Raw genomic sequence first — 24,585 nt, forward strand, 5'->3', positions numbered from 1 at the left:
ATTGCGCCCGCATCGTGCGGAGTTCGTGCATTCTGCGGAGTTCGTAGGTGAAGCTGCGGCACGTCGCGGGAGACGGCCGCACCACTGGACGCGCTCATGCCTCCGAGGGTAGCTTGTTTTGAACATGTTCAGAAAGCGGATGCCGGTGCACGAGCAGACACGGCGGCGCGTCGTCGTCGCCGGGGCGTCGGGCTTCATCGGGAGGGCCGTCGTCGAGTCGTTGCGCGCTCGTGGCGACGAGGTCACGGTCGTCGGTCGCACCGCCGGGGTGGCCTGGAACGACGCCGCCGCACTCGTCAGAGCCGTCGAGGGAGCCGAGGTCGTCGTGAACCTGGCGGGGAAGTCGGTCAACTGCCGCTACACCGACCGCAACCGCGACGAGATCCTGCGCTCACGCATCGAGACGACGCGCGCCCTGCGGACGGCGATCGCCGCGGCGTCGTCGCCTCCGGCCGTGTGGCTGAACGCGTCCACCGCCACGATCTACCGGCACCGCACCGATGCCCCGCACACCGAGCATGCCGGTGAGCTCGGCACGGGATTCTCCGTCGACGTGGCGCGGGCGTGGGAGGAGGAGCTTTTCGCGGGAGAGCTTCCGCAGACGCGCCGTGTCGCGATGCGGATGGCGATCGTGCTGGGCGACGGCCCCGCCACCCGGATGCTGACGACGCTCGCCCGCCTCGGCCTCGGCGGATCTCAGCGCGACGGCTGGTGGCTGCAGCACCGCCGCTACCGCGGCATCGGGCCGCATCCGAGCGGCGACGGGCGCGCGCCGCACCACCGCACCCGCGGACGCCAGCGCTTCAGCTGGGTGCACATCGACGACGTCGTGGCCGCGATGCACTTTTTGATCGAGCGTGACGAGCTGGCCGGCGTCGTCAACGTCGTCGCGCCGCAGGCCTCCGACAACCGCACGCTCATGCGCACACTGCGGCGCATCGTCGGCGCTCCCTTCGGGGTGCCCGCCGTCCGCTGGATGCTGGAGCCGGCGATGTGGCTGCTGCGCACCGAGCCGGAGCTCGTGCTGAAGAGCCGCTGGGTCGTCCCCGAGCGGCTGACCGCGGCCGGGTTCGTCTTCGCGCACCGTGACCTGGAGGAGGCGCTGCGAGCGAGTCTCGCATCAGCCGCCCCGCGCGGCGCCCGCGCCGGCGTCGGCGGGGATGTCGGCGCCCGCGGTTAGCCTGACCGAGTGGATGATCTGCGCGAAGGCCCGGACGGCCTGCTCCGGTGCGGCTGGGTGGGCGACGACGCCGAGTACCGGCGCTACCACGACGAGGAGTGGGGTCGTCCCCTGCACGGCGACTGCGCCCTCTTCGAGAAGATGAGCCTCGAGGGCTTCCAGGCGGGGCTGTCGTGGATCACGATCCTGCGCAAGCGCCCCCGATTCCGCGAGGTGTTCGCAAACTTCCAGCCCGCCGTGGTCGCGGAGTTCGACGAAAACGATGTCGAGCGGCTGATGGCGGATGCCGGGATCATCCGCAACCGCGCGAAGATCCTCGCGACCATCGGCAACGCCCGCCTGGTGCGGGAGATGGAGCCGGGTGCGCTCGACGATGTCATGTGGTCGTTCGCGCCGCCGGTGCGGGCCGAGGGCGAGCGTCCGGTCGCGTTCGCCGACGTGCCGGCCGTGACGGCGGCATCCGATGCGCTCTCGAAGGCGCTGCGTGCCGCCGGCTTCCGCTTCGTGGGATCGACGACGATGTACGCACTCATGCAGTCGGCCGGGATGGTCGACGATCACCTCGCGGGGTGTCATCGCGCGGTGTGAACGCGCGAGCGGGTCGACGCGGGACTGTGCGACGTCGCACCCTCGCGGCAGACTGTCGCCATGACACCGGCATCCGAACACGTCGCCGACTCCCACGGCCTCATCCGCGTCGTGGGCGCACGCGAGAACAACCTGCAGGGCGTCGACGTGGAGATCCCGAAGCGTCGGCTCACGGTCTTCACCGGCGTCAGCGGCTCGGGCAAGTCGAGTCTCGTCTTCGGGACTCCAGCGGATGAACGACCTGCTCCTGCTCCTGCGTGACAAGGGCAACACGGTTCTCGTCGTCGAGCACAAGCCCGAGGTCGTCGCCATCGCCGACCACGTCGTCGACCTCGGACCCGGTGCGGGCCGCGCCGGTGGACGCATCGTGTACGAGGGCGACGTCGCGGGGCTTCGTGCCTCGGGAACGCTCACTGGCACCCACCTCGATCACCGTGCGCGACTCAAGACTGCGACGCGTACGGCGCGCGGCGCACTGCAGATCCGCGGCGCCAGTCTGCACAACCTGCGTTCCGTGGACGTCGACGTGCCCCTCGGCATCCTCACCGTCGTCACGGGAGTCGCGGGATCGGGCAAGTCGTCGCTCATCCACGGCAGCCTGCCGGCGTTCGACGACGTCGTCGTCGTCGACCAGACGGCCATCAAAGGCTCGCGCCGTTCGAATCCGGCGACCTACACCGGTGTGCTGGATGCGATCCGCAACGCGTTCGCGAAGGCGAACGGCGTCAAGCCCGGATTGTTCAGCGCCAATTCCGAAGGCGCCTGCGCCGCGTGTCGAGGCCTCGGTGTCATCATCACCAATCTCGGGTTCACACAGAGTGTCGAGACCCGCTGCGAGCTGTGCGGCGGCAGCGGGTTCAGCGACACCGTCCTCGAGTACCGGTGGCAGGGCAAGACGATCGCGGAGGTGCTGGCGATGTCGGCCGACGAGGCTGCCCCCTTCGTCGGCACGGGGCCGGCCCACGCGGTCCTGCGGCGGATGATCGACGTCGGGCTGGGCTACACGACGCTGGGCCAGTCGCTCTCCTCGCTGTCAGGCGGTGAGCGGCAGCGTCTGAAGCTCGCGATCGCGATGGCCAAGCCCGGCGCCGTGTACGTTCTCGACGAGCCGACGACCGGCCTGCACCTCGCCGACGTCGACAACCTGCTCGCGTTGCTGGATCGTCTCGTGGATGCCGGCAACTCGGTGATCGCGATCGAGCACCACCAGGCGGTCATGGCGCACGCCGATTGGATCATCGACGTCGGTCCGGGCGCCGGTCGCGAGGGTGGTCGAGTCGTGTTCGCGGGAACACCTGAGGACCTGATCGCCACGGGTGAGACGCTCACGGCTCGTCATCTGGCTACCTACGTCGGAGCATGACGATCCGATAGTGGGTAGTTCTCCCCATGCGCAAGGCCACGCAGCCGTTGATTTCGTGACGTAGGCTATCCGGGTCTGCACGACGTGTGCGCCTGCTTCAGCAACAGGTCCCGACGCCACGCAAATGAATACGAGCCCGGAGGGGAGCCGAGCCCACAATGAAGTCCTTTGCGTGGCTTCGCGCGCGCCCGCGTACGCTGATTTCGACCGCCGCGGTCACCGCGGCCGCTCTCGTGGTCGGCTTTTTCGCGGTGTCGTACGAGGGCAAGCCGACCACCGAGGTCGACCTCAATGACGGCGGTGTGTGGGTCACGAAGCAGTCGAGCCTGCTGATCGGCCACTTCAACCACTCCTCGCGCGTGCTCGACGGGGGCCTGCGTGCCGGTACGTCCGACTACGACATCCTGCAGAGCGGCACCCGTGTGCTCGTCGTCGACTCGACGGCGTCGTCGATCGCGGCCGTCGATCCCGCTCGCGTCATCATGTCGGACTCGGCCGAACTCAAGCCCGGGTCCGCCGTCGCGATGGGTGCCGACACCGTCGCGGTCATCGAGCCCACCGGTTCACTCTGGACGAGCCCGTTCACGGCCATCAGCGGCATCGGGGCCCAGGGCGCCGAGCCCGTCGCTGACGAGGGCAAGAACGCGAAGATCGCCGTCGGCGTCGACGGCACGGTGTACGCGGCCTCCGCGTCGGAGGCCGCCGTCCGTTCGTACGGCCAGGGCGACGACGGCACCACCGTGCAGAAGTCGTCGCGCGATCTTCCCGGGGTGACGGCCGACCACAAGCTCTCCTTGACCGTCGTCGGCACCACGCCGTATGTGCTCGACCACGACACCAACACGCTCTACGGCGGCGACGGGCTGCGCGTGCAGGTGCCGGGCGACGCCGTGCTCCAGCAACCGTCGGGCACGGCCGACGCCGTGACCCTCGCAACGCCGACGTCGCTGGTGCGCATCCCCACGGGGGGCGGCGACCCCCAGACGATCGAGGCCGGCGGCTCGAAGGGCACGCCCGCCGAGCCGGTCTATGTGGCCGGCTGCGCGTACGGCGCCTGGTCAGGCAGCGGACGGTTCGTCCGCGACTGTCCCGGCGACGCCGACGACGCCGCGCGGGACGTGCCCGGCGTCGAGGCGACGAGCGTGCTGCGCTTCCGGGTCAATCGCGACGTCGTCGTGCTCAACGACGTCTTCGGCGGTGCCGCGTGGATGGCCTCCGATTCGATGCAGCGCGTCGACAACTGGCAGGACATCACGCCGCCCGAGGGCGACGGCGACGACGAGGAGAAGACGACCGAGGAGACGGTGCAGACCACGCTCCCCGAGCGCACCGACCAGAACACGCCACCGATCGCGCAGGACGACCAGTACGGGGTGCGACCCGGCCGTACGACGGTGCTGCCGGTGCTCGACAACGACACGGATGCCGACGGCGACGTGCTCGTCGCCGCACCCGCCTCGACCCCCGCGTTCGGCAGCGTCGAGCCGATCAACAACGGGGCGGCCCTGCAGTTCACCGCCCCCGAGGGGGCGACCGGCTCGACGAGCTTCCGCTACACCGTGGAAGACGGCCGTGGCGGCGAAGCCACCGCGACCGTCACGGTGACGGTGCACCCGTTCGACGTGAACGCGGCTCCCGTGCAGAAGCGCACCACTCCCATCACCGTGGAGTCCGGCGGCACGGCTTCGTACAACGTGCTGTCGGACTGGATCGACCCCGACGGCGATGACATCTTCCTCAAGGACGTCGCCGCCGACGGCGGCGACGAGGCGGACTTCACGCCGGATGGGCAGATCACGTACCGTGCGATCGGCGGCGTCCAGGGGCGCAAGGACGTGCCGATCGTGGTCTCGGACGGCACGGCGGACGGCCCCGGCATCGCGCGCTACGACATCCGCCCGCTCGGCACGACCGTGCCGGTGACCAACTCCGACCACGTCGTCACACAGGTCGGACGCACGGTGACGGTCTCTCCACTCACGAACGACACGAGCTCCGGCAGTGAGCCCTTGCGCCTCACCCGCGTCGACGAGGTGCCCGGCGCGACGATCGTCCCCGACTTCGCGAACAAGACCTTCACGTTCACGGCCTCCAGCCCCGGCACGTACTATCCGCAGTACCTCGTATCGGCCGGCCCCAACTCCGTTCCGGGTCTCGTCCGCATCGACGTGCTCCCGGCATCCAACGAGGACCTGCCACCCGTGGCGGTGCGCGACATCGCACTCCTGCCCGTCGGCGGCGACGTGCTCGTCAACGTGCTCTCCAACGACACCGATCCGGCCGGCGGCATCCTCGTCGTGCAATCGGTGAGCGCGGTCCCGGGCTCGGGCGTCGCCGCCGCCGTGCTCGGCCACGAGACCGTCCGCATCAGCGACGTCGGCTCTCTGAGCAAGCAGGTGCGCGTCGGATACACGATCTCCAACGGGTCGCGCACGGCCGAGGGCGAGATCGTCGTGATCCCGGTGCCGCCGCCCGCGAAGCTGCGCCCGCCGGTCGCCAACGACGACCAAGCCGTCGTGCGCGTCGGCGACACCGTCACCATTCCCGTGCTGGCGAACGACTACCACCCCAACGGCGACACGATGCACGTCGCCCCCGATCTCGTGCCACCGCTGGTCGACCCCGCCGACGGCGAGGCCTTCGTCTCCGAGGACAAGGTCCGTTTCCGTGCCGGCAACACCCCGAAGACCGTCTACGTGACGTACGAGGCCGTCGACTCGACCGGTCAGCGCGACGCGGGGTACGTCACGATCCAGATCCTGCCGCGCAATGACGAGGCCAACTCCGCGCCGAAGCCGCGCGATCTCACCGCGCGGACGCTCAGCGGTTCGACCGTCACGATCCCCGTGCCGCTGGACGGCATCGACCAGGACGGTGACTCGGTCGAGCTGGTCGGCATCGCCGACGCGCCGAAGAAGGGGCGCATCGTCGAGACCGGCGCGAACTCGTTCACCTACGAGGCATTCGGCGACTCCGCGGGCGTCGACCGGTTCTCCTACCGGGTGCGCGACAGCCTCGGCAAGGACGCCACGGCCACCGTGCAGGTCGGAATCGCACCCGCGGCATCCGTGAACCAGGCGCCTTACGCGGTGCGCGACACGGTGACGATCCGCCCGGGACGCGAGGTCGCGGTGCCGGTCCTCGCCAACGACTCCGACCCCGACGGCGACGAGTTCGGCTTCGCCCCGGACGACCCGGTGACGCTGCCGCCGAACGTCCCCGGCCTGAAGGCGCGCGTCAGCGGGAAGTATCTGCTCATCACGGCTCCGAACGAGCAGATGAACACGTCGCTGCAGTACGCGATCACCGACTCGCGCGGCGCGCGGGCCTCGACCAGCGTGCAGATCACCGTCGACCCGAACGTTCCGCTCGAGCGTCCCATCGCCCGCGACGACCGCGTGCGCGCCGAAGACGTCAAGGACGGCACCACGGCCGATGTGGCGGTGCTCGAGAACGACGACGATCCCGACGGCACGAAGAGCGATCTCACGGTGACCCTCGGTGCGGGCGGGGACAACGCCCGCGTCGGCGCGGACGGCACCGTGCGGGTGCAGGTCACCGACCAGCGCCAGCTCATCACGTACACGGTCACCGACCCCGACGGTCTCACCGACTCTGCGTTCATCCGGGTGCCGGCGCTGTCGGAGCTGCCGCCGAGCCTCATCTCCACCAAACCCGTCGAGGTCAAGAGCGGCGAGACGATCTCGCTTCCGCTCTCGCAGTACGTCCGTGCCGCGGGAGGCAAGAGCGTCGTGATCACCGAGGCCGCCAAGGTGTCGGCGGTGCACGCCAACGGCGCGAACCTCATCAAGGACCAGCAGACGCTCGTCTACACCTCGGCCGACCGCTACTTCGGTGCCGACGCGCTGACGTTCGAGGTCACCGACGGCGACGGTCCCGACGACCCGACCGGGCGCAAGGCCACGCTCACGATCCCGATCACGGTCCTGCCGCCCGACAACCAGTCGCCGACGATGCTCGGCGCCTCCATGAACGTCGCGCCCGGCGAGGATGCCACCGTGCTCGACCTCGCGGCGCTCGCGACGGATCCCGACCCCGGCGATCAGGGCAAGCTGAAATTCGCGATCAAGGGCTCCACGCCCGACGGACTCACCGCCTCGGTCGACGGCACGCAGCTGAAGGTGTCGGCCGCGGCATCCACGAAGAAGGGGACGCGCGCCGACCTCACGGTCACCGCCGACGACGGGACGACGACGCCGGCGGAGGCGACGATCTCGATCACGGTGACCGCGTCGACGAGGCCGCTGGCCAGCGCGAACGACGACGTCATCGCCGAGTCGAACCAGGGCTCGACCGAGTCGGTGCCGGTGCTCGCCAACGACGTCAATCCGTTCCCCGACACGCCGCTGAAGATCGAGAGCGCGGTGCTGGAGACCGGGCAGGCCCAGGTGGCCGTCAAGGGCGACCGGGTGGAGGTCACCAGCGACAAGGCGTTCGTCGGCACCGTCATCGCGCGCTACCGCGTGATGGACGCGACCGGCGACCCCGATCGCGCCGTCGAGGGACGCATCCGCATCACGGTGCAGGGAAAGCCGGATGCCCCGGGTCGCCCCGTCGTCTCCAGCATCCAGAGCCGCACGGTCGTGCTCTCGTGGACGCCGCCGACCGACAACGGCTCGCCGATCACCGGCTACACCGTGACGTCGACGGCGAACAACTACATGAAGCAGTGCGCGTCGACCACGTGCACCCTCGACGGGCTCACCAACAACGTCGAGTACAACTTCGTGGTCACGGCCAGCAACAAGGTCGGCACCTCCGACCCGTCGATGCCGTCGGAGACCGCGCGTCCCGACGTGCGCCCCGACACCCCGGCGCCGCCGACGCTGCAGTTCGGCGACCGCAGCCTCACGGTCTCGTGGGTCCCGCCGCGCTCTGAGGGCTCTCCGGTCACGTCGTACACGCTGGAGATCTCGCCGGCGCCGCCGTCGGGCATCGTCCAGAAGACGGGTGTCACCGGGACGTCGATCGTCTGGGACGGCCTCGAGAACGGGGCGTCGTACCAGGTGCGCGTGCGCGCCCACAACAAGGCACCGGATCCGAGTGAGTTCAGCCCGTGGTCGGCCGCCATGGTGCCCGCCGGGAAGCCGGATGCGCCGGCTGCGCCGACGACGACGCTTCTCGACCCCGTAGGGTCGCAAGCGCAGATCCGAGTGGATTGGAAAGCGCCCGCGAACAACGGAGACACGATCTCCGGCTACGAGCTGCGCGTTCTGCGCGGAGGCTCGGTCGTCAACACGATCCCCGTCTCGGGCAGCCAGACGAGCCAGGCCGTCAAGGTCGACACGTCGACGACGGACTACACCTTCGACGTCCGCGCCCAGAACAAGGCCGGCTGGGGCGATCGCAGCCCGCAGTCCGCCCCGCGCCGCGGTGTCACCGCTCCGGCGGCGCCGACGGGGGTCGCCGCCACCGAGGGCAACAACACGGTGGGTGTGACGTGGCAGGCGGGTTCCGGCAACGGTGCCACCGCGAACGAGATCCAGTACCAGTACTCCGTGAACGGCGGCGGCTGGCGCGGCGACTGGGTCGGCGGCGGCACCAACGGCGCCGGCACGATCGGCAACGGCCAGGTCAACAACAACGGCACGTACACGATCCGCGTGCGCGCTGTCTCGACCGTCGACGGCAGCACCTACGCCAGTGGGGCCTCCAACGACTCGAACGCCGTGTCGCCCTACGGGCCGATCGGCAACCCGTCAGCGAACGCCTCGGCATCCGGAACGAACATCACGTACTCGTGGTCCTCGCCGTCCCGCAACGGGCGCGACATCGCCACCGAGGTGTACATCGACGGCGGCCTCGTCAGCCGTGACGCGAGCGGCTCGATCGCGCGCGGCTACGGCTACAGCGAGACGCACAGCATCGAGGTGCGCACGAGCGCGGCCGGCCAGACCACCACGGCGTCCGACTCGGCACGCACGGTCGATGCCCCGCCGCCCCCGCAGCCACGGGTGTGGGTCAGTCGTGGCGACTACGTCCCGGGCGGCGGATGCGTCAACGGCTGCTACAAGTACGTGGTGAACACGCAGAACTTCCCCGCCGGCCGGTACAGCATCCAGTGTTGGCACGACACCGGTGGCCCTACGCAGTTCGGCGGCACGTTCGCCTTCAACCTGCCGGCGAACGGCTCCGTCCAGCTCGAGTGCTGGAAGGGCGCCGACGGCAACAACGCGTGGGTCGACATCCTCGGATGGGGCGGGTCGGTCGACACCGAGAAGACATGGTGGCCACGGGGTTGACCCGGCCGCATCGATCAACGACGACAAGGAACGAACGAATGAGCATGACCCCCGAACAGGCCGCGTGGTTCCGCGACACCTTCACGCGTCTCGTCGACAACGTCGATCAGGCGCTCCTCGGCAAGCGCGAGGTCGTCGGCCTCGTGCTTTCGGCGATGCTGGCTGAAGGCCATGTGCTGCTCGAGGACGCTCCCGGAACGGGAAAGACCAGCCTCGCCAAGGCGATCGCCGCGTCGGTGCAGGGAACGAGCACGCGCATCCAGTTCACGCCCGACCTGCTGCCCTCCGACGTCACGGGCGTCACGATCTACGATCAGCAGAACCACCGGTTCGAGTTCCACCGGGGACCGGTCTTCTCCTCGATCGTGCTCGCCGACGAGATCAACCGCGCCTCGCCGAAGACGCAGTCGGCGCTGCTGGAGGTCATGGAGGAGTCGCGCGTCACGGTGGACGGCGTCGCCCACGAGGTGGGTCGTCCGTTCCTCGTGATCGCCACGCAGAACCCCATCGAGCAGTCGGGAACGTACAAGCTGCCCGAGGCCCAGCTCGACCGCTTCATGCTGAAGACGTCGATCGGCTACCCGACGCTCGCCGTCACGGAGCGCATTCTCGCCGGCGCGGTCGATCGCAACCCCTCGGCATCCCTCAGCGCCATCATCACGACGAGCGCGGTCGCCGACATGGCGGACCTCGCCGCCACCGTGCACGTCGACCCCGTGGTCGCGCGGTACGCGGCGCAGCTCGTCGAGCACACGCGCGCGTCCGACGCGACCCGCCTCGGCGTCTCGGTGCGCGGAGCGATCTCGATGATGCGCGTCGCCAAGGTCTACGCGGCCGCGCAGGGTCGCCACTTCGTGGTGCCCGACGACGTGAAGACCCTCGCCGTGCCGGTGTGGGCGCACCGCCTCGTGCTCGACCCCGAGGCGGAGTTCTCCGGAACGACCGCCGAGAGCATCGTCCAGCGGGCGGTCTCCGCCGTGGAGGCCCCCCTGGCGCGGGCCGCCAGTTGATGTCGCCGGCACCCGACACTCTCACTTCGTCGCGCCGCGCGCGGCGACGGGGTGATGATTCCGGCGTGCCCGCGGACGCCGCCGCGCCCGTCGCCCCGACGACGCCGACGTCGGATGCCGAGGGCGAAGCCGACGCGCCCCTCGTCGCTCCCCGGGAGGCCACCGCGGCCGAGCGCCGGCGGGAGCGCATCGAGGCGGTGCGCCGCCGCGTCGTTCGCGTGCTGCGGGCGATCGGCGACGTGGTGCAGCCGCTGGGGTGGGTGCTGATCGCGACCGCCGTGCTCGTCTGGTGGCTGGCCTTCGCCTACGGCTGGCGCGAGTTCCTCGTCATCGCCGCCGTCATCACGGTGACCCTGATCATCAGCCTCGGCTTCCTCTTCGGCCGCACGACGTACGAGATCGGGCTCGACCTCACGCGCACTCGCGTCGTCGTGGGCGAGCGCGCCGTCGGTGGGCTCATGCTCGCCAACCGCACGCCGCGAACGCTGCTGCCCTCCGAGGTCATCCTTCCCGTCGGCGCCGGGCGCGGCGTCTTCCAGGTGCCGCGCCTCGCCCCCGACGAGGAGCACGAAGAGGTCTTCGCGATTCCGACGACGACACGCGGTGTGCTCTCGGTCGGACCGGTGAGCGTTCGCCGCGGCGACCCGCTGGGGCTGTTCGAACGGGCGCACGACCGCCGCCAGGCCGTCGATCTGTACGTGCACCCGCAGACGACGGCGCTGGAGGGCCTGTCGCTCGGCCACCTCCGCGACCTGGAGGGTCTGCCGGTGCAGCACCTCGCGCGCGACGACGTGTCCTTCCACGCGCTGCGGGAGTACCAGCCCGGCGACGACCTGCGCCACGTGCACTGGAAGTCGACCGCGCGGGTCGGCGAGGTGATGGTGCGCCAGTACGAAGAGACGCGCCGCTCGCACTTCGTCGTGGGCCTGTCCACGCTTCCCGACGAGTATCGCGAGGCGGCGGAGTTCGAACTCGCCATCTCGGTCGCCGGGTCGATCGGCCTGCGCGCCCTGCGGGATTCCCGCGTCCTCGATGCGCGCACTCAGCAGGGGCCGCTGCGCTCGCTCAGCTCCCGTCGCTTCCTCGACGAGCTCTCGATGCTCGGGCACTCGCGCGCCCGGCTCGGCGGCATCGTCGCGCTCGCCGGCGGCATCGCGGCCCATGCACCGGATGCCGCGGTCGTCGTGCTCGTCACGGGCTCGCGCACCGACGCGGCCGAACTCCGCCTCGCGTGCTCACGATTGCCGCTCGGCGTACGCGCACTCGCGGTCGTCGCCGACACCCGGGTGGACGCACCGGCACTGCAGCGCATCGGCGAGGCCGACGTCGTCACCGTCGGTGCGCTCGACCAGCTGCCGCGGGCCGTCCGGAAGGTGCTCTCGTGAGCGCGCGCCCGCGGCTGCCGCGTCGCGCCCCGCGCCCCGCTGCACAGGCGGCGACGATCGAGCCGCGCGTTCTCGCTCTCGACCTGGCCGCCGCCGCCCTGCTGCTCGCGGTGTCGATCGTCGGGTTCGCCCCCACCTTCGATTCGCCGCAGTACCTCGTCGCCGGCGTCGGCGGGCTCGCTCTCGGGCTGGCGCTGGCCTGGGCGGGAGCCCGGTGGCGTCTCGGGGTGCTGAGCCTGACCGGCGCGACGATCGGCGCCTACATCGTCTTCGGCGGTGCGCTCGCGTTGCCGCACACGGCGCTGCTCGGCGTCGTCCCGACGCTGGAGACCCTGCAGCAGCTCGCCCTCGGGACGATCACGTCGTGGAAGCAGCTGCTGACCACGGTGCCGCCGGTCGCGGCATCCGACGGCCATCTCGTGGTCCCCTTCATCCTCACTCTCGTCGGCGCCGTCCTCACCGGATCGCTGGCTCTCCGGGCCCGCCACGGCACGTGGGCGCTGCTGCCCGCGCTCGCGGTGCTGGTCGCGACGATCCTGCTGGGTGTCGCGCAGCCCGCGGCCCCACTCGTCCAGGGCATCGTCTTCGCCGTCGTGGCGACGGTCTGGCTCGCGCTCCGGCGCGCGTGGGACCACGACCGCGCCGCGGTGCGGATCGAGTCGGCGGGGGCCTCGGATGCCGGGGCGGTGCGCAGTTCGCGCACGCGCCGACTCGTCGCCGGTGGGATCGTGCTCGCCGTCGCCTCGGCGGCGGGAATCGCCACCGCCGCGGTCGCCACCCCGCCGCGGTACATCCTGCGCGACTTCATCGTGCCGCCGTTCGACGTCACCGACTATCCGAGTCCGCTGCAGTCCTTCCGCGGCTACGTGCGCGACGACGCCGACAAGACCCTGTTCACCGTGACGGGACTGCCCAAGGACGGCCGCGTGCGGCTGGCGACGATGGACGCGTACGACGGCATCGTCTACAACGTGTCCGACGACGGGGCCGGCTCCTCCAGCGCGTTCACCCCGATCCGCTCCAACATGTCTCCCGCGGCGACCGGCACCGCGGCCACGCTGCGGGTGGAGATCGGCGACCTGAGCGGAGTGTGGGTGCCCGATGTGGGCGCCGTCCGCGACTTCACCTTCGACGGCCCGCGGGCACCGGAGCTTGCCCGCACGACGCACTTCAACGACGCCACCGGCGCCGCCGTCGCCCCTGCGGGGCTTGCGTCCGGCGACGCGTACACGATCGACACCGTCATCCCCGACCTCCCGAGCGACACGGCGCTGGCCGACGTGCCGTTCGCGGCTCTGAAGATGCCGAAGCAGACGGGCATTCCGGAGAAGATCGCCGACATCGCCTCCAAGGCCACCGCCAGCGCCGACACCCCGATCGAGCGCGCGCGGGCACTGGAGAGCTACCTGCACACGCAGGGCTTCTTCAGCCACGGCCTGGGCGACGACGTCGTCTCGCTGTCGGGACACGGGGCCAACCGCATCACGTCGCTCTTCGGCGGCGACCAGATGGTCGGCGACGACGAGCAGTACGCCGTCGCGATGGCTCTGATGGCGACGCAGCTGGGCATGCCGGCACGCGTCGTGATGGGCTGGCACGCCGACGAGAAGCACCCGCAGGACGGTCCGACGCTCACGGCCACCGGCGGCAACCTGCACGCGTGGGTGGAGATCGCCTTCCAGGGCTACGGCTGGGTTCCGTTCGATCCCACCCCCGACGAGGACAACAAGCCCAACGACCAGTCGACCAAGCCGAAGGCCAACCCGAAGCCGCAGGTGCTCCAGCCGCCGCCGCCCGCCCAGCAGCCCGCCGACCTGCCGCCGGCGATCGCGGAGAACCGCGACCAGGACGAGGAGCAGGCCGCAGACCTCAGCTGGCTCGGACCCGTGCTGCTGTACGGCGGCCTCACCCTCGGCATCCTGCTGCTGCTGGCGGCGCCGTTCATCGTGATGGGCGTGATCAAGGGCGTGCGCCGCGCGCGCCGCCGCAACGCCGAGCGCACCGCGGACCGCATCTCGGGAGGCTGGGACGAACTGGTCGATTCGGCCGTCGACCTGCGGGCTCCGGTGGCGATCGGGGCGACCCGTGCCGAGAGCGCGCTCGTCGTCGGCTCGACCTTCGACGACCCGCGCGTCACGCAGCTCGCCACCCGCGCCGATGTGGATGTCTTCGGTCCGGGCGACCCGGCACCCGAGGATGTCGACGCGTTCTGGCGCGAGGTCGATGAGATCGTCGGCCAGATGCGCGGATCGACGACCGTGTGGCAGCGGCTGCGCGCGCGGCTGAGTGTGCGGTCGCTGCGCCGCAGCGGCTGGTCGTGGCACGCCGTCGGCCACGCGGTCGCGGGCACCGGCCGCGCCGTCGTCGCTCGTGTGCGCCGCGGCATCCGCCCTCGTGGAACGGAGTCCTCCGATGACTGATCTGGATCTCGTGCGGCGCCCGGCTCAGCTGGGCCGGCGGGTGGGCGCCTATCTGATCGATGCGGCGACCGGGATGGTCGTCCTGCTGATCGCCGTGGGCGTCTTCGCCGGCATCTCCCTCGGCACGGGAGGGGCGCTGCCCCTGCCGCTGGCCGTGGCCCTGGCGTACGTGATCGGTCTCGGTTGGTTCGTCGTCTACACCCTGATGCAGGCCGGCGCCGGCTCGCTCGGCATGCGCGCGCTCGGGCTGCGACTCGTGCGGGAGAGTGGGGCGGTCGATGCGTCGGCCCCGGCATCGCGCCTCGGCTTCGGCCGCGCGCTCGGCCGCAACCTCGTCTGGGCGTTGGGCGGTGCGATCGTCGTCGGGTACTTCTCCCCGCTCTTCGACTCGTCGCCGTGGCACCGGGGATGGCACGACCGCGCCGCGGGGGCCGTCATGACCGATGTCGCCGGCCGCTCGCCGGTGCCGGCAGCGGATTCCCGCGCGGAGGCGGCGCCACCGTCGTCCCCGTCGAGTCTGGCGCCGACGGTGCTGCCGGCTGCCCCGATTCTGCCGGTGGGGCAGGCGCCCGAACTCGGCGGCTGGTCGCCCGCCGAGCCTCCCGCGCCGGTGCGGAGCACTCCGCTCGCGAGCGGCGTCATCTCCTTCGTCCCCGGGGTGAGCGACGCCGACCGACTCGATCAGCCCGCGCCCGCGCCCGCACCCGGCCTGCCGACGGTGGAGGTGTCCGACGCGCCGCCGCCGGTCTCCGGCGCGCCGGCCGCCGATCGCGGGCCCGTATCCGGTGCCGGCGTGGTCATCGAGAGCATCGATGAGACACGGATCTCCACCGGCGAACGTCCCTTCGCGCGCCTCGTGTGGGACGACGGAACGCGGCAGGCGCTCTACGGCCGCACGCTCTTCGGCCGTAATCCCGCCCCCGAGACGGGCGCGATGGTCTCACCCGTGCGCGATGAGACCCTGTCGCTGTCGAAGACGCATTTCGAACTGATCCCCGACGATGATCGCGCCGTGTCGGTGGTCGACAGGCACTCCACCAACGGTGTCGCGGTGCGCCGCGGCGACGACCTGCTCCCGCTGGAGCCGGGGGAGCGCACTCGGGTCCGGGCGGGTGACGTGCTCGTGTTCGGCGACCGGCAGGTGAGCGTCGAGGTGACCTCGTGATCGACGCCACGCCGGCGGAGCCCCCGATCGTCGTCCGCGTCGGCGCGGCGTCGCACACGGGTCTTCGCCGCCGCGTCAACGAAGACGCGTACCTCGCTCAGGCTCCCCTCTTCCTCGTCGCCGACGGGATGGGCGGGCATGACGCGGGAGACCGCGCCAGCGCTGCCGTCGTGGCCGAGTTCGCCCACCTGGTCGGTGGTCCGAGCCTCGCCATCGACCAGGTGCGCGCGGCGCTGCGTCGTGCGCGCTCGCGCGTCGAGGCGATCGCCAGCGAAGGACGTGCGGCGGGCACGACACTGTCGGGCGTCGTCGTCGCCGACGTCGGCGGGGTCGGATACTGGCTGACCGTCAACGTCGGCGATTCCCGCACGTACCGCTTCGCGCATGGCGTGCTCGAGCAGATCAGCGTCGACCACTCGGTCGTGCAGGAGCTCCTCGACGCCGGCGTGCTGTCGGGAGCCGATGCCGCCACCGACAGTCGCCGCAACGAGATCACGCGGGCGATCGGGGCGGGAAGCGAAGGCCAGGCCGACTACTGGATGGTGCCGGCCGAGCCGGGCGATCGCATCCTGGTCTGCTCCGACGGGCTGTCCGGCGAGGTGCCGGCCGATCGGCTGCGTGACATCCTCGCCGAGGAGAGCGATCCCGAAGCCGCGGCGACGCGACTGATCCATGAGGCGCTGCTGCACGGCGGACGCGACAACGTCACCGCGGTGGTCGTGGATGCCGTCCACGTCGCCGGCTACGACGACGTGTACGACACGGCCCCCGCGGGGGCGCGCCAGGCGGAGGCGGACGGCGACACCCGACCGCGCGCGGGCACGAGAGGTGATGTGTGATGACGGATGCGATGACGAAGACGCGGGTCGACTACCGGCCGGCGGCGACGGACGACGCGTGGTGGCTCGCGGTCGACGGCGATGCCGTCGTGCTGCTGTCTCCGGCGGTGTCGGCGGCCACGGCCACCGGCGTGTGGCGCGGGCTGGGCACGGGGGGCATCGGCGCCGTCCTCGAGGCGCTCACGAGCGCGTTCGGCACGTCGCTCACGGCGATCCCGCCGTTCGCCCTCGCGATCGCCGAGGCCGGCGGCGTGCGCGTGGCCGTGCGCGGTGACGTCGAGGTCGTCGTCGAGGGCCAGCACCCCGAGGCGGTGTCGGGCGCGGGCGTGGCGACGTGGACCGAGCGTTTCGTGCCGGGGGCCGTGCGCGTGAGCGTCGCCCCTCACGCGGGCGCGCCGGCGCCGGCCGCGGACCTGCCGCTGCGGTCCGGAGTGGTGCGCACCGATCTCGTCGAGATCGACCTCGCCGTCGTGTCCGCGGCGTCCGCTTCTCCTGTTCCTCCTGCAGCTTCCGCTCCGGCGGTGGCCGTCGCCGTGGCCCCGGCCACCGGGCCGTCGGTTGCCGAGGATGCGTCGGATGCCGAGGAGCAACCGGGCATCGCCACCTCCTCGGCATCCGCCATCTCCTCGGCATCCGTCATAGATTCGGTGCCGCCGGGGCTGTTCGGCGGCGCCCCCGTACCGCAGCCCGCGCCGGAAGGCGAACCGCAGGCCGCGCCGGCGGCGCCGGCTGCCGACACCTCGGCCGACACGCTGATCCCCGAGGCGACCGCCGCCGAGGAGGTCGCCGCCCCCGTCGACGAGTACGACCTGCTCTGGGGCGAGACCGTGGCCCGTCCGGTGTCCGCCGCTGCGATCGCCGCCGTCGACCCCGAGGCGGAGTCAGCGGCCGAAGCGTCCCCCGCGGCGCCCGCCGCGAACAACGCGACCTCCGCCGGCGACGGCGACCTCGGCGACCACGACGGGGCGACGATCGCCGTCGCCGAGATGCGGGCCCTTCGTGCCGAGCGACCCGCGTTCGATTCGACCGACAACGTGCCCGCGCGTCGGCCGGCGCGCGGACGCATCCGGCTGTCGACCGGACGTGTCGTCGAGCTCGAACGCCCGGTGATCATCGGCCGTCGCCCGAAATCGACCCGCACCACGGGAGCCGAGCTGCCGACGTTGGTCGCGGTCGACAGCGCCGATCAGGACATCTCGCGCAATCACGTCGAGATCCGTGCCGAAGGCGAGCACGTGCTCGTCACCGATCTCGACACGACGAACGGAACCGTGCTGCTGCGCGGCGGCAGCGAACCGGTGCGGCTGCACCCGAACGAGCCGACGATGGTCGTCACGGGTGACGTCCTCGATCTCGGCGATGACGTGACCGTGACCTTCGAGGACCTCCCGTGAGCGCCGCCAAGCGTCCGCCGGCACCGCCGCCCGCCCTGCCCGGATTCACCTACGTCGACGTGCTCGGCTCGGGTGGGTTCGCCGACGTCTATCTCTATGAGCAGCAGCTTCCCCGCCGCCGCGTCGCGGTGAAGGTCATGCTGCCCGACCGCTTGGCCTCGGGGTCGGCCGAGCAGTTCACCGCCGAGGCGAACGTCATGGCCCTGCTGTCGACGCACCCGGCGATCGTGACGATCTACCAGGCCGGCGTGTCCGACGACGGCCGGCCCTACCTGGTCATGGAGTACTGCTCGCGGCCCAACCTGCAGGTGCGCTCCCGTACGGCGGCGTTCTCCGTCGCCGAGGCGCTGCGGGTGGGTGTGCAGGTCGCGGCCGCCGTCGAGACCGCGCATCGCGCCGGCATCCTGCATCGCGACATCAAGCCGGCCAACATCCTCGTCACCGAGTACAACCGGCCCGCGCTCACCGACTTCGGCATCGCGACGACGGCGGAGTCGGAGGAGTCGTCGGGAGGCATGTCGATTCCGTGGTCGCCGCCGGAGGCGTTCAGTGATGCACCGGCATCCGGCGTCGCCACCGACGTCTATGCGCTGGGCGCGACCGTCTACACGCTGCTGGCCGGGCGCTCGCCGTTCGAGCAGCCCGGCGGCCGTAACGGCGGCGCCGATCTCATCCAGCGCATCGAGTCGCAGCCGGTGCCGCCGCTGACGCGGGCCGACGCCCCTGCCTCGCTGCAACTGGTGCTCGAGCGCGCGATGGCCAAGCGTCCGGGCGATCGGTACGAATCCGCCCTCGCCTTCGCCCGTGCCCTGCAGCGCGTGCAGATCGAGCTCGCCCATTCGGTCACCCCGATCGACATCCTCGACGATGCCCCGCACGAGGATGCCGAGGACGACGCCGACGGTGAGCTCACCCGGGTCCGCGGCATCGTGAGCATCGAGCCGAACACGAACCCGGCCGCCGGCCCCACGCGCCGCCGTGACAGGGACAACCCGTGGGCGCCCGAGACGACGGGCACGCTGCCGGCGGCATCCACCGTCGCGGCGGCCCCGGCCGACACGGCCGAGCCGACGCTGCTGCGCGGACCCGTCTCGATCGCCCCGCAGGTCGACATCGACACCTCGTCGACCATCCGCCGCCCTGCCACGGGTGCACCGCTGCCCGCGCACACGCTCGATCCCACGGACGCACGCACGGCGACCGCCCCGGAGACCGCTGCCGGTGCGGACGAGACGGCGACCCCCCGGTCTCGCCGCGGTCTGTGGATCGGTCTGGGCATCGCCGCGGCCGTCGTCGTTGTGGGAGCCGTCGCCGTCGGCGCGAGCCTGTTGACGCCCGCCGTCGAGCCGCAGGCGTCTCCGACGCCGTCGACGACCGCGGTCGCGCAGGATCCGTTCGAAGACGTCGTGCCTGCCGTGACGCAGCTCGCCGGCCGGATCGAGGGCGGCAACGTCGTCTTCACCTGGACGAACCCCGACCCGAAGGACGGCGACGGCTACCTCTGGTACGCGTACACGCTGGCCGGCAACGGCGACGTCCGCAAGGTCACCGAGCCCACGGTGTCCGTTCCCGTGGATGCCGGTGGCACCACCTGCGTCGCGGTCACTCTTGTCCGCAAGAGCGGCGTGGCGGGCACCGAGATGCGGAAGTGCGTCCCATGACCGACATTCACGACACGGTTCCGCCCCTCGACGAGGCCGCAGCGGATGCTGCGAGCAGCGACATCACGGTGGAGTTCGCGGGCGAGTACATCACGGTGCCGTCGGGCACACGGTTCACGATCGGCCGGGAGGGCGATCTCGCGATCGACGACAACCGGTTCCTGCACCGCCACTTCCTCTCGATCGAGCAGTCCGCCGGGCTGTGGTGGCTGGTCAACATCGGTTCGCGCCTGTCGGCCACCGTCACCGACACGGAGGGGCGGGTGCAGGCCCAACTCGCCCCGGGCGCCCGCCTGCCGATCGTGTTCGGAGTGACCACGGTCGTCTTCAGCGCCGGTCCCACCACCTACGAGCTGTCCGTGCACACGGCGCAGCCGGCTTTCCGCGAGACGGCGGCCGAGAGCGTCCTCGACGGGGAGTCGACGATCGGCGCCGTTCCCCTGACACCGAGCCAGAAGCTGTTGATCCTCGCTCTGGCCGAGCCGGTGCTGCGGCGCGAGGGCACCGGGATGAGCGAGCTGCCCAGTTCGGCCGCTGCCGCGCAGCGCCTGGGCTGGAGCATCACCCGCTTCAATCGCAAGCTCGACAACGTCTGCGACAAGCTCGACCGTCAGGGCGTGCCGGGCCTGCGCGGCGGCGTGACCAGTTCGGCCACGAACCGCCGCGTGCGCCTGGTGGAGCACGCCGTCGCCTCGCGACTGGTGGTGCGAGAGGACCTCGCCATGCTGGACGACCCCGCCGCGTTCGATCGCGACGCCGCCGATGACGCACCGCGCAGGAAGGAACAGGGATGAAGCTGCGCACCACGCTGGTCCGCCCCGGAGGCGAGCCGGAAGATCTCGTCATCAACGCCGATGCCGATGCGACCGTCGGCGACCTCGCACGCACCATCGCCGAGCTCGATCCGCGCGGCGGCGGGGCGGCGGCGGGCGACGAGGTGACGCTCGAGGCGTTCGGCACGATCGCTCCGGGCCCGGGAGAGGTGCTGGATGCCGCGGCATCCGTGTCGCACGTCCAGCTGGGTGCGGGCTCGGCCGTGCGCATCGTGCCGACTGGCTATCAGCCGCCGCAGAAACTCGGCGACGTCGAGATCGCCTCGGGTGCCGGCGCCGGCACCACGATCCCGCTGCAGCGCGGGGTGGTCATCATCGGACGAGACCCCCAGTGCGACATCGTGCTCGACGATCCGCTGGTCTCCAAGCGGCACGCGCGGCTGGAGGTCGGGCAGGGCCGGGCCGAACTCGTCGACCTGAACTCCGCCAACGGCATCCTCGTCGACGGGGCGCCGGTCACCTACCTGACGGCCGCCGACGGCCAGATCGACGCCGTGCTGGGCGACACGCGCCTGCGCATCACGGCGGCTCCCGCCGACGCCACGGCGGCGCCCTCCACGTGGCGGCAGGTGCCGTTCGTGCGCTCGCCGCGGGTGGAGGCGCGCTACCTCGGCGAGGAGCTGCCCGGCACCGACCTGCCGGCACCGCCCGCGCCGCAGATGTTCCCGTGGCTCGCGATGATCGCTCCGGTGATCATGGGCGTCGTGCTCTTCTTCGTCATGAAGAATCCGATGGCGCTCGTGTTCGTCGCGGCGTCGCCCCTCCTCATGCTCGGCACCTGGCTGACGACGCGCCTGCAGGGCCGCGCGCAGCTGCAGCGCGACAAAGACCGCTTCGAGCAGCAGCTCACCCGCCTGTCCACCCGCCTCGAGCAGGAGCGCGAGACCGAGCGCCGCGTCCGCCGCGGCGAGGTGCCCGAGCTCGATCCCATCTGCGCCGACGCGCTCGCCGCCGGGCCTCTGGTGTGGACGCGCCGGCCCGAGCACTGGTCGTTCCTGCACGTCCGTCTCGGCGACGGCACCGCCCCGAGCCGCAACTCCGTCGCCGAGTCGACGAAGCGCGACGCGGCGATCCCGTCGTACGTCGACCGCCTCGACGAGGTCGTCGACGCGTTCCGCGAGGTCGACGACGTGCCGATCCTCGAGTCGCTGGCCGAGGCCGGCGCGATCGGCATCGCCGGCTCGACGGCGCGCGTCGGTGACACGGCGCGGGCGCTGCTGGCCCAGACGGCGGGGCTGCACGCGCCGTCCGACGTCCACATCGTCGCCTTCGTCGGCCCGGCCACCCGTGCGGCGCTTGCCGACCTCAAGTGGCTGCCGCACACGTGGGCCGCCGAGGACGCCCTCGGCACGGCCCCCATCGCCGACAACGCGGCGACCGCCTCGCGCCTGCTGGCCGAGCTGGAGGAGTTGGTCGACACCCGCACGAAGCAGCTGCGGCGTCTGCGGGCGCTCAAGGCGACGGATGCCGCGACCGCCGCCGGCGCCGAGGTCGGCGAGTCGCGGGGGCGCGAGGAAGAGATGCCGCTTCCGGCATACGTCGTGATCATCACGCCCGACGCGCCCGTCGACCGGGGTCGGCTCATCCAGCTGAGTGAGCGTGCCGCCGGCAGCGGTGTCATCCCGGTGTGGGCGACCTCGCGCGTGTCCGACCTGCCCGCCGCCTGCCGCACGTGGGTCGAGCTTCCCGCCGACGGGGAGGCGAGCGCCAACTTCGTGCGCCTCGGCACCGTCATCGCCCCCCTGCGTGTCGAGGCGTTGGATGCCGCGCGCTTCGGCGTCGTGGCCCGGGCCCTGGCCCGCATCACCGACATCGGCGATGTCGCGGAGGACGCCGGGGACGTGCCGCGCACCATCCCCCTGCTACAGCTGTTGGGGTCGGACATGGCGACCAGCGCCGACGCCGTCATCGACCGGTGGACGCAGAATGCGTCGATCCGTGCGACGCGCTCCGGCGCCGGCTACCAGCCCAAGCTTCGTGCCCTCGTCGGACAGGGCGCGCAGGGCGCTCTGCACCTCGATCTGCGCCAGCAGGGTCCGCACGCGCTCGTCGGCGGCACGACCGGCTCGGGCAAGAGCGAGTTCCTGCAGGCCTGGGTGCTCGGCATGGCCGCCGAGTACAGCCCCGAGCGCGTGACGTTCCTCTTCGTCGACTACAAGGGCGGCTCGGCCTTCGCCGACTGCGTCAGCCTCCCGCACTGCGTGGGCCTCGTGACCGACCTCAGCCCGCATCTCGTCCGTCGGGCGCTGACGAGCCTCCGCGCCGAACTGCACCACCGCGAGCACCTGTTCAACCGGAAGAAGGCGAAAGACCTCCTCGAGCTCGAGAAGGCCGCCGACCCCGACGCTCCCCCCGCACTCGTCCTCGTCATCGACGAGTTCGCCGCACTCGCCAAGGAGGTGCCCGAGTTCGTCGACGGCGTCGTCGACATCGCCCAGCGCGGGCGCTCGCTCGGCATCCACCTCATCATGGCGACGCAGCGCCCCGCCGGTGTCATCAAGGACAACCTGCGTGCCAACACCAACCTCCGCGTCGCGCTGCGCATGGCCGACGAGACCGACTCCGACGACGTCATCGGGTCGAAGGAGGCCGCCCTGTTCGATCCCGGCATCCCCGGTCGCGGCATCGCCAAGACCGGTCCCGGTCGCATGAACCTCTTCCAGTCGGCCTACTCGGGAGGCTGGAGCCTCCGGGCCGAAGCCGAACCCGCCGTCGAGGTGCGCCCGTTCCTGCTCGGCGACGCGCCGGCGTGGGAGAAGCCCGCCGTCGAGGCGCCTGCCGAGACCGAAGACCTCGGCCCCAACGATCAGCAGCTGCTCGTGGCGCGCTTCGGCGACGCCGCGCAGCTGGCCCGCATCGCGCCGCCCCGTCGGCCGTGGCTCGACGAGCTGGCCACCACTTTCGACCAGACCAAGCTGCACCAGCGCACCGACGCCCGGCTGGTGCTCGGCGTCGTGGACGTGCCCGAGCGGCAGGACCAGGTGCCGTTCTTCTTCGAACCCGACACCGAGGGCCACCTCGCGATCTTCGGCACCGGCGGCTCCGGAAAGTCGGTGACCCTGCGCACGCTCGCCGTGTCGGCCGGGATCACCCCGCGCGGCGGTCCCGTCCACGTCTACGGGCTGGACGCCGCGACCGGGGGCCTGCGCATGCTCGAGTCGCTGCCGCACGTGGGTGCCGTCATCTCCGGCGACGACACGGAACGCATCGATCGCCTGTTCGCCACGCTCCGCAGCGAGCTCGACCGTCGCGGTGACGCGTATGCCGCGGCAGGTGCCTCCACCCTGACCGAGTACCGCGCCCTCGCGGGTCGCCCCGACGAGCCGCGCATCTTGCTGCTCATCGACGGGTTCCCCGCGTTCCGCACCGCGTTCGAGGGTGTGTCCGGGCGCGCGGAGGCCTACCGCGCGTTCCAGCAGGTGCTCACCGACGGTCGCGGCCTCGGCATCCACGTGGCCCTCACCGCCGACCGCGGCCAGAGCGTGCCCACCTCTCTTCAGGCGATGATCCAACGCCGCATCGTGCTGCGGATGGCCGACGAAGACGGCTATGCACTCCTCGGGATGCCGCGTGACATCCTCGGCGTCGACGCAGCGCCCGGTCGGGCCATCGTCGACGACCACGAGGCGCAGATCGCCGTCATCGGGGGCACCTCCAGCACGAAGGACCAGTCGCTGGCGATCGATCGGATGGCCGAGGTGATGATCCGCCGCGGCACGGTCGCTGCGCCCGCGATCCGCGCGCTGCCCACCGAGTACACGGCCGATGAGCTGCCGCCCGCGACGCCGACGGGGGTGGCCATCGGGCTGTCCGATCTCGACCTCGGTCCGTTCGGCATCGACGCCCACGGCACGTTCATCGTCGCCGGCTCGCCCGGCGCGGGCCGTTCGACCGCCGCCGCCGCGATCGCGCGGCAGACGCTGCGCGCGCGGCCCGACACGCCCGCGTTCTACATCGGCGACCGTCGATCGCCCGTGCAGGACGTCGTCGCGTGGACCGCGACCGCCGAGTCTCCCTCGGCGGCCATGGCGGTGCTCGGCGCCGTCGATGAGGCGGCCGACCGCGCCCAGGCGGGCGGACCCGTGCCGCTGGTCGTGCTGGAGGGCATCGGAGAGTTCGCCACGTCGATCATCGAGATGAACCTCTCCACGCTCGTCAAACGCGCCGGTCGCGGTGAGGTGTTCTTCGTCGTGGTCGGGGAGATGAGCGAGTGGACGACGAATTTCGGGCTGCTCGGCGAGATCAAGGCGGCGCGGCGCGGCGTCGTGCTGCAGCCGGAGACGATCGACGGCGAGGTCGTTCTCAAGACGCCGTTCCCCCGGTTGGTGCGGGGCGAGCTCCCGGTGGGACGCGGAATCCTGGCTCATCGCGGCAAGACCGTGCGCATCCAGTTCCCGCTGGTGGTCGGGGACGTCCCGGTCGGCGTCGAGTCGGGTACCCTCGCCTCCTCGGGGGCGCAGACATGACCGCGGTGGGCCGGGCGC

General features: G+C 71.5%; 13 protein-coding genes and 1 pseudogene. All 14 read left to right on the top strand.

Features of this window, described 5'->3' with window-relative positions; genetic code table 11:
* The first annotated feature begins 139 nt into the window (after nt 1–139).
* The 14 genes and pseudogenes from JOE53_RS00335 to JOE53_RS00400 all read left to right on the top strand — a co-directional run bounded on the left by JOE53_RS00335 (nt 140) and on the right by JOE53_RS00400 (nt 24,567).
* Nucleotides 140–1,180: an epimerase gene (locus tag JOE53_RS00335; RefSeq protein ID WP_204948144.1), complete on the top strand. Its 1,041-nt coding sequence runs from the start codon at nt 140–142 to the stop codon at nt 1,178–1,180.
* Nucleotides 1,181–1,189: 9 nt separating this feature from the next.
* Nucleotides 1,190–1,768, top strand: a complete 579-nt coding sequence (locus JOE53_RS00340) for a DNA-3-methyladenine glycosylase I (RefSeq protein ID WP_204946425.1) — start codon at nt 1,190–1,192, stop codon at nt 1,766–1,768.
* A 60-nt stretch (nt 1,769–1,828) separates the two neighbouring features.
* Entirely contained in the window at nt 1,829–2,029 is a 201-nt protein-coding gene (locus tag JOE53_RS00345; RefSeq protein ID WP_204946426.1) for a hypothetical protein, read from the top strand.
* Nucleotides 1,992–3,131 (top strand): annotated as a pseudogene (locus tag JOE53_RS00350) (ATP-binding cassette domain-containing protein); the annotation flags it as partial. The gene JOE53_RS00345 and the pseudogene JOE53_RS00350, both read left to right, overlap by 38 nt.
* A 158-nt stretch (nt 3,132–3,289) precedes the next feature.
* Nucleotides 3,290–9,394, top strand: coding sequence for an Ig-like domain-containing protein (locus JOE53_RS00355; RefSeq protein ID WP_204946427.1), 6,105 nt, complete (start codon nt 3,290–3,292; stop codon nt 9,392–9,394).
* A gap of 38 nt (nt 9,395–9,432) precedes the next feature.
* A complete protein-coding gene (locus JOE53_RS00360) occupies nt 9,433–10,404 on the top strand; it encodes an AAA family ATPase (RefSeq protein WP_204946428.1) in 972 nt (323 codons plus the stop codon).
* Nucleotides 10,404–11,789: a DUF58 domain-containing protein gene (locus JOE53_RS00365; RefSeq protein ID WP_204946429.1), complete on the top strand. Its 1,386-nt coding sequence runs from the start codon at nt 10,404–10,406 to the stop codon at nt 11,787–11,789. Before JOE53_RS00360 ends, JOE53_RS00365 begins: the two co-directional genes overlap by 1 nt.
* Nucleotides 11,786–14,209 carry a transglutaminase family protein gene (locus JOE53_RS00370; RefSeq protein ID WP_204946430.1) on the top strand — a complete coding sequence of 808 codons (2,424 nt, stop codon included), beginning with the start codon at nt 11,786–11,788 and terminating at the stop codon, nt 14,207–14,209. The genes JOE53_RS00365 and JOE53_RS00370 overlap by 4 nt, the downstream gene beginning before the upstream one ends.
* Complete coding sequence (locus JOE53_RS00375) at nt 14,202–15,374, top strand: RDD family protein (RefSeq protein ID WP_204946431.1); 1,173 nt, start codon at nt 14,202–14,204, stop codon at nt 15,372–15,374. The genes JOE53_RS00370 and JOE53_RS00375 overlap by 8 nt, the downstream gene beginning before the upstream one ends.
* Nucleotides 15,371–16,213, top strand: coding sequence for a PP2C family protein-serine/threonine phosphatase (locus JOE53_RS00380; RefSeq protein ID WP_204946432.1), 843 nt, complete (start codon nt 15,371–15,373; stop codon nt 16,211–16,213). Before JOE53_RS00375 ends, JOE53_RS00380 begins: the two co-directional genes overlap by 4 nt.
* The gene (locus JOE53_RS00385) at nt 16,213–17,607 is read left to right on the top strand and encodes an FHA domain-containing protein (protein ID WP_204946433.1); all 1,395 of its coding nucleotides are present in this window, start codon (nt 16,213–16,215) and stop codon (nt 17,605–17,607) included. Before JOE53_RS00380 ends, JOE53_RS00385 begins: the two co-directional genes overlap by 1 nt.
* On the top strand, nt 17,604–19,268 hold the full coding sequence (locus tag JOE53_RS00390) for a serine/threonine-protein kinase (protein WP_036284350.1): 1,665 nt from the start codon (nt 17,604–17,606) through the stop codon (nt 19,266–19,268). Before JOE53_RS00385 ends, JOE53_RS00390 begins: the two co-directional genes overlap by 4 nt.
* Nucleotides 19,265–20,062: an FHA domain-containing protein gene (locus tag JOE53_RS00395; RefSeq protein WP_036284352.1), complete on the top strand. Its 798-nt coding sequence runs from the start codon at nt 19,265–19,267 to the stop codon at nt 20,060–20,062. The genes JOE53_RS00390 and JOE53_RS00395 overlap by 4 nt, the downstream gene beginning before the upstream one ends.
* Complete coding sequence (locus JOE53_RS00400; RefSeq protein WP_204946434.1) at nt 20,059–24,567, top strand: FtsK/SpoIIIE domain-containing protein; 4,509 nt, start codon at nt 20,059–20,061, stop codon at nt 24,565–24,567. Before JOE53_RS00395 ends, JOE53_RS00400 begins: the two co-directional genes overlap by 4 nt.
* Nucleotides 24,568–24,585 lie beyond the last annotated feature (18 nt).

The sequence above is a fragment of the Microbacterium laevaniformans genome, assembly GCF_016907555.1.
Taxonomy (GTDB): domain Bacteria; phylum Actinomycetota; class Actinomycetes; order Actinomycetales; family Microbacteriaceae; genus Microbacterium; species Microbacterium laevaniformans.

Coding starts and splice junctions, on each gene's coding strand:
- JOE53_RS00395 (WP_036284352.1), top strand. CDS start 19,265: ATGACCGACATTCACGACACGGTTCCGCCCCTCGACGAGGCCGCAGCG.
- JOE53_RS00360 (WP_204946428.1), top strand. CDS start 9,433: ATGAGCATGACCCCCGAACAGGCCGCGTGGTTCCGCGACACCTTCACG.
- JOE53_RS00400 (WP_204946434.1), top strand. CDS start 20,059: ATGAAGCTGCGCACCACGCTGGTCCGCCCCGGAGGCGAGCCGGAAGAT.
- JOE53_RS00385 (WP_204946433.1), top strand. CDS start 16,213: ATGACGGATGCGATGACGAAGACGCGGGTCGACTACCGGCCGGCGGCG.
- JOE53_RS00345 (WP_204946426.1), top strand. CDS start 1,829: ATGACACCGGCATCCGAACACGTCGCCGACTCCCACGGCCTCATCCGC.
- JOE53_RS00355 (WP_204946427.1), top strand. CDS start 3,290: ATGAAGTCCTTTGCGTGGCTTCGCGCGCGCCCGCGTACGCTGATTTCG.
- JOE53_RS00335 (WP_204948144.1), top strand. CDS start 140: ATGCCGGTGCACGAGCAGACACGGCGGCGCGTCGTCGTCGCCGGGGCG.
- JOE53_RS00365 (WP_204946429.1), top strand. CDS start 10,404: ATGTCGCCGGCACCCGACACTCTCACTTCGTCGCGCCGCGCGCGGCGA.
- JOE53_RS00375 (WP_204946431.1), top strand. CDS start 14,202: ATGACTGATCTGGATCTCGTGCGGCGCCCGGCTCAGCTGGGCCGGCGG.